This is a genomic window from Pedobacter sp. PF22-3 (assembly GCF_026239555.1).
Taxonomy (GTDB): Bacteria; Bacteroidota; Bacteroidia; order Sphingobacteriales; family Sphingobacteriaceae; genus Pedobacter.
In genome coordinates, this window is sequence record NZ_JAPIVP010000001.1 from 448,849 (window position 1) to 461,450 (window position 12,602).

At 40.6% G+C, this 12,602-nt stretch carries 7 protein-coding genes; 4 read left to right on the forward strand and 3 right to left on the reverse strand.

The genetic code is table 11. The features are described from left to right. Window positions 1-187: 187 nt before the first annotated feature. From OQX63_RS01880 to OQX63_RS01890, 3 genes are all read right to left on the reverse strand, one after another. Window positions 188-1,381, reverse strand: coding sequence for a FecR family protein (locus OQX63_RS01880; protein WP_265849198.1), 1,194 nt, complete (start codon window positions 1,379-1,381; stop codon window positions 188-190). Between the two features lie 94 nt (window positions 1,382-1,475). Then, window positions 1,476-2,075 carry an RNA polymerase sigma factor gene (locus tag OQX63_RS01885; RefSeq protein ID WP_265849199.1) on the reverse strand — a complete coding sequence of 200 codons (600 nt, stop codon included), beginning with the start codon at window positions 2,073-2,075 and terminating at the stop codon, window positions 1,476-1,478. Window positions 2,076-2,375: 300 nt separating this feature from the next. After that, on the reverse strand, window positions 2,376-5,174 hold the full coding sequence (locus tag OQX63_RS01890) for a substrate-binding domain-containing protein (RefSeq protein WP_265849200.1): 2,799 nt from the start codon (window positions 5,172-5,174) through the stop codon (window positions 2,376-2,378). Window positions 5,175-5,427: 253 nt separating this feature from the next. Here OQX63_RS01890 and OQX63_RS01895 point away from each other — a divergent pair, with 253 nt between their 5' ends. The 4 genes from OQX63_RS01895 to OQX63_RS01910 all read left to right on the forward strand — a co-directional run bounded on the left by OQX63_RS01895 (window position 5,428) and on the right by OQX63_RS01910 (window position 12,592). Continuing rightward, complete coding sequence (locus OQX63_RS01895; protein ID WP_265849201.1) at window positions 5,428-6,762, forward strand: sugar porter family MFS transporter; 1,335 nt, start codon at window positions 5,428-5,430, stop codon at window positions 6,760-6,762. 16 nt (window positions 6,763-6,778) lie between these two features. Further along, window positions 6,779-7,729 carry a carbohydrate kinase family protein gene (locus OQX63_RS01900; protein ID WP_265849202.1) on the forward strand — a complete coding sequence of 317 codons (951 nt, stop codon included), beginning with the start codon at window positions 6,779-6,781 and terminating at the stop codon, window positions 7,727-7,729. 75 nt (window positions 7,730-7,804) lie between these two features. Next, a complete protein-coding gene (locus OQX63_RS01905; protein WP_265849203.1) occupies window positions 7,805-10,876 on the forward strand; it encodes a SusC/RagA family TonB-linked outer membrane protein in 3,072 nt (1,023 codons plus the stop codon). 18 nt (window positions 10,877-10,894) lie between these two features. Then, window positions 10,895-12,592: a RagB/SusD family nutrient uptake outer membrane protein gene (locus OQX63_RS01910; protein WP_265849204.1), complete on the forward strand. Its 1,698-nt coding sequence runs from the start codon at window positions 10,895-10,897 to the stop codon at window positions 12,590-12,592. Window positions 12,593-12,602: the final 10 nt, after the last annotated feature.

Genomic DNA, 12,602 nt, shown 5'->3' on the forward strand with positions numbered 1-12,602 from the left:
TCTCTGATGCGTTGGTCCGTAGCGAGACTGTGGTTGTAAATTGATTTTCAATCGAATATTCCAGACTATGATCAGGTCCCGGCAGTTAAACGGGGCCTGTTTTTTTTGGGATACCTTTTAGTTATCGTATTTCTTTTATCATGTAGTTTGTTTAAAGGTTAAAATTCAGTTTATTGTTAGTTATTTATTATTTTGATACATATACGGTTCTTCCTTTTAAATCGAAACGAGCTTCCCCTGTTGATTCCACGATTTCAAGCACCTTTGACAATTTATCAAACCTCGACACTTTACCACTGAAACGCTGGTTGGTTTTTTCACCAATGTAAACAACATCCAAATTATACCAGCGACTGATCATTTTCATGATTGTTTCGATGTTTTCACTTTCGATTACAAATTCATTATTTTTCCAGGCAACAGCCAGATCGGTATCCGTTTCACTAATTGTTATCTTGCCAGCGGATAGCTTTGCCTGTTGCCCTGGTCTTAGCAATTTGTAGTTACCGGATGCTGAGAGCTTCACGCTTCCTTCCAGCAAGGTGGTTTTTTCCACTTCATCATCGGCATAACTGCTGATGTTAAAATGAGTTCCTAATACTTCTACCTCCTGCCGGCCTGTCTTTACAATAAATGGATGCTGCTTATCCTTCGCTACTTCAAAATATCCTTCACCACTAAGGGTAACTACCCGCTTTCCGTTTTGAATGAGTGAGGTGGTATAGGTGAGGCTGGAAGCGGCATTTAAATATACAAGCGATCCGTCAGGCAACCGTACCTGATAGGTTTCGCCACGGGAGGTAGACAGGGTGTTGGAAGCATTTGGATCAGAGATCTTTTCACTAACCTGGTACACCAGTTTGCCATCGCCTGATTTGGTGATGACTATTCCGGATTCTCTTCCTATTTCACCTTTAGATGCATTTGCTAAGCTAACCTTCCTGCCATTTGCCAGGGTAAGTGTAGCACCATAGCCCCCTGACTTGATATCATATAAAGTAACTTTGGGAACAGTGGCAACCTTTTCTGGTTGGTTATTGAAAAAATAAACACCTATGTACGCTAAAGCTAAAACTGCAGCAACGGCAGCGATTTGTAACCAAAGTCTAAATCTTTTCTTTTTGCCTTCAGGTACGGCTTGTGCTGATTCGTGAATCTGGACAAACAAATCCTGGTCAACCTGTCCCACTACCTTCATAATCGCCAAATCATTTTTGTAGTGCTCGTCCTCTATCTCTAAGGTACCGATGATGAGATCTTTCAATACTTCCCGGTCTTCATCAAGTTGAAAATAATTCATCAGCTGCTGAGTTTCTTCGTGACTACAGCTATTATCCAGGTGTTTTTTGAAGAGTATGCGAATTTGTTCAGGTGTTTTCAAGGTCAATTTTTACAGCTAATACGGAGCTATGCAAAAATATCCTTAGTCTATTAACAAAAAATTAACAATTAATTTCCAAAAATAACGATCAGGATCAAAAACCTTTAAATAAAACACCCAAAACTATCGAAATGGTAATTGTGGGAGAATCTCTAAAATACGTTTTGAGAAATCTATTGGCCTGCAACATGTGGCTACTAATGGTTTTGGCATTAATTCCCATAATCTGCTCTACTTCCTTATAAGATTTACCCTCTAATTTGCACAAGGTAAATACCATTTTACGCTGAGGGGGCATCATGTTTATAGCCTCCTGTAATTTTTGAGCATCTTCTTTACTCAGCAAATCTTCTTCAACGTGAAGATACAGCTCTGAACTTGAAGCAACTATTTTAGATAGTAAACGTTTGTCTTTGGCTATTTTCCGAAAATAATCATACACCAGGTTCTCTGCTATGCGAAAGAGATAAGATTTAAAAGATTTTTCGGGATCAATCTGTGTCCGCACCTCCCATATTTTAAAAAATAGCTCTTGCAGCACTTCTTTTACCAGGTCGTCAGATTTGAGCAGTTTAAATAAATTTCCAGCGATCCGAAATTTATAATTATTGTACAGGATTTCAAAAGCCCGCTCGTCACCATTTTTTAATTGAAGCAATAAAGACTTTTCATCGGTGTGATTAGGTTTGGTCATGCTCATTACAATGTGCCTTAACTTTGGGGAATAGTACAAAAATATCGGTCAATCTAATATAAGGCATTTCCCATAAATCAGATAAAATCAAAAATTGAAGGTCAATATATAGATATCATTATTTCAATATTATGCTACTGCGGAAAGTAGCTAAGTAAAATTATTCCAATTATAGTAAAAATGAACCATTATCAACGGGACAATGCTAACAAATTGTTAAAGTAAACTAAAAAAGAGGCAACGCCGCGCTATAATATGTTCACTTACGCTGTAATGAGCACGTGCCAAAGTTTTAAAACGTCACCAATTATTCTGTTTTTTCTTAAACTCACTCGGGCTCATCCCATATTTCCCTTTAAATAAGGTCGAAAAATAGGTTGGTGAGGAAATACCAATTTTGAAAGCGATTTCGGAAATAGAATAATCTTCATTCATCAGTAAGTAACTTGCCTTTTTCAGTCTACGATTTAAAATGTAGTCTGTAATGCTACAGTCAAGTAATGCCTTTACTTTTCTGTAAAGCTGAATACGGGAAATACCGATCATCTTTGCCAGGTCCTCCACATTCAGTGTTTCATCACCCAGGCGGTGTTCTACAATGCCTGCAAAATCATTCAAGAATTTCTTGTCAAGAACACTTAACGTTGATTTTTTTTCTCCACCAGAACTGATATCGCTGATGTAATGCTCCTTCAACAACATACGATTGGCAAGTAGGTTTCGTACATTGGCCTGAAGGAAGTCGAAATGAAAAGGTTTGGTCATATAAAGATCAGCCATACTGTTTATGCCCTCTATTTGCTGTTCAGGACTGGCTTGTGCAGTAAGCAGGATAAGCGGAATATGAGAGGTTCTAAGATCTGTTTTAATTTTCCTGGCAATTTCTTTGCCCGACATTCCTGGGATAACCACGTCGGAAATGATGATGTCTGGAATTTTTTCAAATGCTTCATGAAGCCCCAAACTACCGGTGGTGGCGGTGAACACCTCATAATTGACTGAAAATTTCTCCTGAAGATAGCTTAACAGATCAAGATTATCCTCGATAATCAGTACAGAATATTCTTTGATGTATTCACCAATCGGATCCAACTGTCTATCCTCCGCAGGTAATTCTTCGGTGATGTAAACTTTTACTTCTTCTGTTAATGAAACGGTTCTGTCATCTGCGCTTACCGGGGAAAGCTTTGAATCTATCAACTCACCATAGGGTATTGTAACAGTGAAAGTACTTCCTTGCCATTTTCTGCTCTGCACCTCAATAGTGCCACCATGCAAATGCACCAGTTCACGAGTGAGGGAAAGGCCAAGACCAGATCCCCGTGATTCGTTTGTGTTGGACTGATAAAATTGATCCCAAACCTGCTGCAATTCTTCTTCATTCATCCCGCTACCATTGTCAGCAACGGAAACAATAAAGTTATTATCGTCAGTGGTTAATTCTACGTGTATTCTGCCATGTGTTGGGGTAAATTTTAGCGCATTGCTCAACAGGTTAAGAATTACTTTTTCAAGAATATTCACGTCAAAACCGGCTATGATATCTGGTTGTGGAAAGGAGAACTTCAAGGCGATATCTTTTTTCAGGGCACCGTATCTAAGGCTTTCTATGATTTCATTCAGAAAAGACCGCACATTGTTCCTGGTTGGCTGCACCTTAAATTTCTGATGTTCTATCTTTCTGTAATCAATAAGTTCATTGATCAGCTTCAGTAACCGGTAGGCATTCTTTTGAATCATCGTTAGTTCCCGCTTTTCTCCGCTTTGAATTTTATCGCTGTTGAGGAGATCCTCTAACGGAGATAAAATCAAGGTTAGCGGGGTTCTGAATTCATGGGATATATTGGTAAAAAAATTGAGCTTGGCTTCAGTTGCTTCCTCAATTTTGGCTGAGGCATCAATTAACTTATTTCGCTGATCCAGTATCTGGACATTTTTCTGCTCAAGACTTTTATTAATTTTCCGGTTCTCCAGTAAGGAAAAAAATGCCAGCCCTCCAAAAATTACGGCCAATACGAGTGTGATCACAATAAAATTAAGCACCAGCTTTTGATTATCATAGATCCGAAGCTGATCAGACAACATGGTTTGCTGGCGTTCGATATCTCTTTGCTGACCTGATACCTTTGCCCATTGAAGTTTCATGAGTTGAACAGATGAACTGTCTATTACCAGGCTCTGCAGGATATTTTCTTTTGAAAAAGGTTCTTTATTCAGAACTTTGAAAGCAATGCTAATGGCTTCTTTGCCGCCCGTGGGATATAACACACTTGCCGATATTTTACCTTCACTGATGAGCTGTAGCCCACCGCCCGAACCAGGAAGTGCATCTACACCGATTACCCTGATGTGTTCTGAAGCTTTGTTCCGGCGAAGAAAATCTTTTGCACTTGCCGCCATAACATCATTGTGTGCAAAAATAGCATCAGCGTGTAGTATCGTTTCTCTGTTCTTTCCCAACTCCGTAAACGTACTTTCGGCAAGCCAATTACCATAAACCTGAGCAGCCAATTTTATTCCGGGCGACATTCTTAATTCATCAGAAAACCCTTTATCGCGTTCCATAGCAGGAGAAGATCCAGGCAGTCCCAGTATTTCCACTACTTTGCCATTTCCTTTCAAAAGCTTAGTAATGTACAGGCCAGCCATTTTGCCAACCTGATAGTTCTCAGCACCTACATATGCGGTATATTGGGAGGAGGAAGTTTTCCGGTCAAGAACAATTACCGGAATTCCCTTATTATAAACTTTTTCTACGATATCTGTCAACGGAGATGCTTCATTCGGAGATATAATGAGCAGATCAATGTGATCATCAACCAATTCCTCCACCTGCTCAATCTGTTTATTGCTGCTGTTGTTGGCATCCTTATAAATGAAGTTGGTTCCAGAACGAAGCGATAGTTCCATTTTCATTTCTTCAAGCATCGTTTTCCTCCACAAATCAGAACCCACACATTGCGAAAAACCAATAGTAAATTTCTTCTCTTCTTTCTTTTCAGAACAGGAACTCAGGAAAAGCAGCAACGCAAACAGCCTCAAAAGCCAAACTTTGAAATCCCGAATAGCACCTATTTTTAAGAATATTTGATTATTCATTTACTAAAGCTATAGATTACTTTTCAATATCGGAAATAGGTAACAAATCATGATCTAAGGTGATGTAACCAGATTTAACATATCATGTTACAATATTGAAGATTAACCTGAACAGACAGAAAATAAAAAACATAAGCAGCTCATATAAAACACTTTATATAAAAAAAAATTTTTAATGTTTTTGAAAGAATTTTAATAGTGCTGCGAAATCATTTGACCTAATTTGCGATCATTAACCAATAATAAACTTTTTATGAAAAAACACTCTGTCCTGGCGTGGTCCATGGTTGTGGCCCTAGGCGGCTTTTTGTTTGGCTTTGATACTGCCGTTATATCGGGAGCTGAAAAATCCATTCAACAATTCTGGAACCTTTCTGCATTTTCGCATGGGCTTACCATATCCATTGCACTTATCGGCACGGTGATCGGATCACTTGTAGGTTCCCGTCCATCAGATTATTTCGGAAGAAAAAACACACTTTATTTTGTAGCTGCTGCATACTTACTTTCCTCATTGGGTACTGCTCTGGCAGATAATTGGTATATCTTTCTGGCATTCCGCTTTCTGGGCGGTCTGGGCGTTGGGATATCATCTGTAACTGCACCGATTTATATTTCAGAGGTATCGCCGGCACATAGAAGGGGTCGTCTTGTAGGGCTTTTCCAGTTCAATGTTGTACTGGGTATACTAATATCTTATCTTTCAAACTATTTGCTAAGCCAGGGAGGCGAGGCATCCTGGAGATGGATGCTCGGAGTTCAGGCATTTCCTTCCATCATATTCCTGGTATTAATATACTTTATCCCAGAAAGCCCTAGATGGCTTATACTTAAACGTGGTGCCTACGATAAGGCATTGGAAATACTGCGCATCATCAATCCGCTAAACTGCAATGAAGAGCTTGCCGCTATTCAGAAGTCAGGTCAGGATATGCTGCAAAACAAATCCTCGGACGGGCTTTTTTCAGGAAAATACAAAACACCAGTAATCCTGGCCGTTTTGTTTGCTTTCTTCAACCAGGTATCCGGAATAAATGCCATCATTTATTACGCACCGAGAATTTTTGAAATGGCAGGGCTTGGTGCACATTCTTCACTTTTATCTACTGTAGGCATTGGAATGGTTAATTTTATATTTACACTACTGGCTATCAATATCATCGATAAAGTTGGTCGGAAAACCTTGATGTTTATCGGTTCCATAGGCCTTATTGTATCCCTTGGACTTGTTGCATTTGCTTTTCTGGGCGGCTCATCCCACGGTTTTGAAATTCCGATTTATGTGATGCTGTTCATCGCTTTCTTTGCTTTTTCTCAGGGCGCGGTGATCTGGGTATTCATTTCCGAGATCTTCCCGAATCAGGTTCGGGCAAAGGGACAAACACTTGGCAGTTCTACCCATTGGGTAATGGCAGCACTGATTGCATTCTGCTTTCCCTATCTGGCAGAATCATTTGGAGGTGCAAATATATTTTTCTTTTTCTCTGCGATGATGGTCCTGCAGTTGGTATTCGTTTGGAAAATGATGCCTGAAACAAAGGGTAAGTCTCTGGAGCAGATAGGTGAAAATGTTGTTTTGATGCATTAAATGATATATTAATAATATGATAAATAACCCAAACTATAGTTCTACTCCAGCCACATGTTATGGAGAAATTCTGTGGGATGTACTGCCAGACGGACCACAGCCCGGAGGAGCACCATTAAATGTTGCTTATCACCTCAATAAGCTGGGCATGGGCTCAAGCCTGATCACCCGGATTGGGAACGATGAAAATGGCCAGAAACTCGTTGAATTGATGGAAAACTGGGGAATAAATACAGGGCTACTACAAGTTGATGAGCAATATGAAACCAGCCAGGTTCTGGCCAAAATGAACAATGGCAATGAAGTAAGTTATGAAATCGTGTTTCCAGTGGCCTGGGATTTTATTGATCAGGGTCAACAACTCCTCCAGCACATAAAACCATCAACTTACTTTATTTTCGGAAGTTTAGCGTCCAGAAATGAAACCTCAAGGAATACCCTTTATAATCTTTTGGATAATGATGCGATTAAAGTGTTCGATATCAATCTTCGTGCGCCCTTTATCAATCAGGCTCAATTAGGTCATTTATTATCAAAGGCAGATATTGTCAAGTTTAATGAGGCGGAGCTGGGTATTGTACAAATCATGTTCGGTGGTTCTTTAAAAGGAGAAGCTGATCAAGTACGGTTCATACAAGACCGGTTTAAAATCCCCGAGGTTATTGTGACCAAAGGTGAGTTTGGCGCCTCATACTATAATTTAGATAAAACCTATAATGTTTGGGGAAATGAGGTAAAGGTAAAAGATACGATTGGCAGTGGTGATTCCTTTTTGGCTGCCTTTATTGCGGCCCATAATCGCCGGGATCAACCCTTGCAGATCCTTAAAAAAGCGATTGCGATGGGTGCATTTATCGCTACCAAGAAGGGCGGATGCCCTGAATACAAATTTGATGAATACCAGGCTTTCTATAACGAATTATTTACGACAAAACCTGAAAGTAACAGTGCACATACTGCTGCTTAGGGGATAAACAAATAAACTACATAACCGGCAAATGCTGATTATATAGAAAAAACTAACCATTATAAACCATATTTTATGAGAAAAGTAATACTTTGCTGTGTTCTCGTGTTTTGCTTTATGGCAAGTACATATGCACAAATCCGAAACATTACCGGAACGGTTACCGATAAATCCTCAAAACCTGTTCCGGGAGCTTCCGTCTATAATGTAGAGACGGGTAAATCCACACAAACAGACGACAAGGGGAAGTTTTCAATCCAGGCTGCCACAGGGCAAACTCTTCGGTTTATTTACATGGGTGCGCAGACGGTTAGTTCCAAGGTTGGCAGTACCGCCGTGGTAGACGCACAACTCGAAGTTTCTGCCACTAACCTGAACGATGTAGTGGTAACAGGATACCAAACGGAAAGGAAAAAAGATCTGACCGGCGATGTGGCCATCGTGGATGTAGATGAACTTAAAAAGCAATCTGTAGCCAACCCGATGAAAGCATTGCAGGGCCAGGTAGCGGGCGTATACATCACCGGGAACGGCGCGCCAAGTGCTCCTGCTACCATCCGAATCAGGGGTATCGGAACTTTAAATAACAACGACCCTTTGTACATTATAGATGGCGTACCTACCAAGTCGGGTATGCATGAACTCAATCAGGCTGATATTGAATCCATGCAGATTCTTAAAGATGCATCGTCTGCCAGTATTTATGGTGCCAGGGCAGGAAACGGCGTAATCGTTATCACCACTAAAAAGGGTAAAACAGGCAAGACACAGTTGAGCGGAAATGCGTATTCATCGCTTTCAACTTATGTAAATAAATTAGAGATGCTGGATGCAGAAGGTTATGGTAAAATTTTGTGGCAGGCCTATGTTAACAAAAACCTCGATCCCAATTCGAATGGATTGCGTTATCAATTCGACTGGAAAGTTGATGCCAACACCAATCAGCCTGTATTAAATAAGGTGCTTTTACCAGAGTTTTTAAACGCTACGCAAACCCTTCGCACCTCAAATACAGATTGGTTTAAAGAAATATCCCAGCTTGGTATTATTCAGAATTATGATGCACAGGTTTCGAGCGGTACTGAAAACGGACACTATTTACTTTCACTTGGCTATTTTGATAACAAAGGCATTGTAAGAACCACCGGATTTAACCGTATTTCTGCCAGGATTAATTCTGATTACAAATTATTTAACGGGGGCGTTACAATCGGTCAAAACCTGAGTTTGACCAAGACAAAAGAGGTTGCGGCAGACATCATCAATTCCGCGCTGCAGGCATTACCAATTATACCGGTTCATACGGTCGATGGCATAGGCTGGGGCGGTCCCGTTGACGGGATGAATGATCGCCAGAACCCTGTTCGGGTGCTGGAAGATAATCAACAAAATGGTTACGATTACATGAGGTTATTTGGTAATTTCTTTGCCGATGTTAAAATCGCTAAGGGTTTGGTATTCAAATCCAATTTCGGCATTGATTACGGTGACTATACAAGCCGGAACTGGCAAAAAAAATACCAGAGCGGTTACCTGGTTAATGATGTGAACAAAGTAATCAACACCCAGACACACAATGTAAAAACTACCTGGACCAATACCCTGAATTACAGCCTGGAGTCAGGCAATCATCGCCTTAACGCCTTTGCAGGAACAGAACACTTTGTTGAAAATAACAATACTTTTATGGCATCACGGGAAGGATTTGTTTTAGAAGATCCTGACTACCTTTATTTAGATGCCGGTACGGGAATAAAAGACAACAGCGGCAGTGGTGCAAAAAACGTACTTATGTCATATATAGGCAGGGCAAATTATTCTTATATGGATCGTTACCTCCTATCTGCAACCATCAGAAGAGACGGTTCTTCCAGGTTTGGAGCAAATAACAAATACGGCTGGTTCCCTGCCTTTTCAGGTGCCTGGAGAATTAGCGAAGAATCTTTCGTAAAGAATAATACCTCAATTGTTGACGATTTGAAACTTCATGCAGGATGGGGAAAAACCGGTAATCAGGAGATTAATAATAACGCGATTTATAATATTTACCTGTCCAATTACAATATCACTTCTTATGATATAAATGGAAACAAAAGCGGTGTGCTTCCTTCCGGGTTTTATCTGTCCCAGAATGCCAATCCAAACCTGCGTTGGGAAGCAACAGAAATGAGCAATGTCGCACTCGACTTTTCGCTCTGGAAACAAAAACTTTATGGTAGCGTTGGTTATTACATTAAGAAAACTACTGGAATCTTATTGCTTCCTCCATACATCGGCGTACTTGGCGAAGGCGGTAATACCTATGTAAATGGGGCATCTATGGAAAACCGTGGATTTGAACTATCCCTGGGGCACAAAAGCCGCTTAACTGATGATTTAAGTATTGATGTGAACGGGAATTTCGATATGGTTAGAAATAAGGTTACCTATTTGCCTCCGGCAGTAGTAAATGCCTACGGCGGTGATGGCAAGGGACAGAATATTCTGGGGAGAACCATTGGATCTTTCTACGGTTATGTTGCCGATGGTCTTTTCAGAACTCAGGCTGAAGTAGATAATCATGCTGCACAACCCAACAAGGGACTTGGAAGAATCCGTTACGTGGATTTAAACCATGACGGTGTTATCGATGTAAATGACCGTACCTGGATTGGAAATCCTTTGCCAAAATATACTTATGGGTTTAATGCAAATATCAACTACAAAAATTTTGATTTCTCTTTTCTTCTGCAAGGGATAGGTGATGTAGCCGTACAAAATGAGGCCAAATCATATACAGATTTCTGGAGTGCCGTTGAATCTTCCTCAAATAAAGGAGCGAGGTTATTAAACGCATGGTCACCTTCCAATCCGAACTCCGATATTCCGGCAGTTGCGCTTACAGATGATAATAACGAAGCCCGTCTTTCGACCTATTTTATAGAAAATGGATCTTATCTAAAACTTAGAAATGCTCAGATCGGCTACACATTTAACAAACAGCTGATCAGCAAGTTAAAAATGCAGAATCTTCGTGTTTACATCGGAGGAGACAATTTAGCCATTTTAATGAAGTCAAAATCCTTCACTGGTCTGGATCCGGAGACCCCAGGATTTGGCTATCCTAATCCATTGGTTGTTACAGCCGGAATTAACGTAAGATTTTAAATAATTGAAGATTTTATTATGAAAAAATATATAATCACCCTTGCTGTCTCGCTGATATTAGCCACAGGCTGCAAAAAAGCACTTGAAGTTGGACCTAAAGGTTCGCTTAACGAAAGCCAGGTTGCAACTCCGGCACAGGCCGAGGGTTTTGTAACCGCTGCTTATTCACAATTGGGAAATGATGAAATTAACAGGGCATTTAGCATGTACCAGTATGGAAATATCCGCGCTGATGATGCCTATAAAGGCGGTGGCGGTATCAATGATGGAGATGTTTTCCATAATATGGAGACTTTTATAGCCTCCAGACCTGACCAATGGAACTACGATGGCATCTGGTTTAATATCTATGTAGGCATCAGGCGGGCAAATGAGGGCATCAGGGTACTGAGCAAGTTTAGCGAAGCGGAATATCCTTTGGTTAAAACCCGTTTAGCCGAGCTTCGTTTCTTACGCGGATACTGGTACCTGATGGTAGAAAACCTGTTTAAGAACATCCCTTATATTGATGATACAGTACCTTCTGATGACTACAAAAATATAAAGAACAACGCACTAACGAGAGATCAGATCCTGGAGAAGATTGCTGGTGACTTCCAGGCTGCTGCCGAGGCATTACCGGCAACCCAACCACAGATAGGAAGAGCCAACAAATTTGCTGCTTATGCTTTTTTAGCGAAAACACGTTTGTTTCAGGCTTATACGCAGAATGCAACACATGCTGTGACAGGAATAGACCAGAACCGTTTACAACAGGTTATTGATGCATCCGATCAGGTGTTGGCCTCATCTTATAAGTTACAGGCAGATTTCGCAAATAATTTCACTTCAGGCAGCTTCGAGAATGGTGTTGAAGCGATTATGTCTGTTCAGTTTTCCAGTAATGATGGCGCAGGAAGAGGCAGGGTAAACTTTGGTGATATGCTTACGGTACCACAGGGTATCGGATGTTGCGATTTTCAAAAACCGTCGCAAACCCTGATGAACGCTTTCAGAACAACAACTACCGGGATACCGTTATTTGATACTTTTAACCAACAAAATGTCGATTTTGCTACAAACACAGTCGATCCAAGGGTAGATCACACCATATCCAGACCTGGAGCTCCATGGAAATATGATCCTTCAAGAGTGGTTACAGCAAGCTGGAGCAGGAATATTCCGCTATACGGAACTTATAATTCCATGAAAGAAAACGTATCACCTGATTGTGACTGTTTTATAAATGTTGCTCCTTTTTTCGGCAATACAAAAGCCAGAATTATGATCAGGTTGGCTGATGTGATGTTATTTAAAGCAGAGGCGCTGATTGAACTGGGCAGGCAGACTGAGGCTTTACCTATTATAAATGCAATAAGAGACCGGGCATCTAAAAGTACTGCAAAACTGGTGATGGCCAACGGACAGCCTACCTCTAAATACAACGTACAGCAATATGTTCCGGGAACAAATATTGTCTGGGACCAGGCAAACGCCAGAAAAGCTTTGCGATTTGAACGCCGTTTAGAAATGGCACTGGAAGGAGAAAGGTTTTTTGATCTAATCCGATGGGGCGTAGCCGATCAGGTAATCAACTCCTTTTTTGATTCGGAAAAAAGCACCAGAAGTATTTTTATCAGTGCGAGATTCACAAAAGGAAGGGATGAATACCTGCCAATTCCTCAAAACCAGATATTCTTTAGTGAAAACAACTATGTTCAAAATCCAGGTTACTAAACCTCTAAAT

Bases quoted from the DNA above. Each gene is read 5' to 3' on its own strand.
- OQX63_RS01905 (WP_265849203.1), top strand. From the start codon at position 7,805: ATGAGAAAAGTAATACTTTGCTGTGTTCTCGTGTTTTGCTTTATGGCA.
- OQX63_RS01910 (WP_265849204.1), top strand. From the start codon at position 10,895: ATGAAAAAATATATAATCACCCTTGCTGTCTCGCTGATATTAGCCACA.
- OQX63_RS01900 (WP_265849202.1), top strand. From the start codon at position 6,779: ATGATAAATAACCCAAACTATAGTTCTACTCCAGCCACATGTTATGGA.
- OQX63_RS01885 (WP_265849199.1), bottom strand. From the start codon at position 2,075: ATGACCAAACCTAATCACACCGATGAAAAGTCTTTATTGCTTCAATTA.
- OQX63_RS01895 (WP_265849201.1), top strand. From the start codon at position 5,428: ATGAAAAAACACTCTGTCCTGGCGTGGTCCATGGTTGTGGCCCTAGGC.
- OQX63_RS01890 (WP_265849200.1), bottom strand. From the start codon at position 5,174: ATGAATAATCAAATATTCTTAAAAATAGGTGCTATTCGGGATTTCAAA.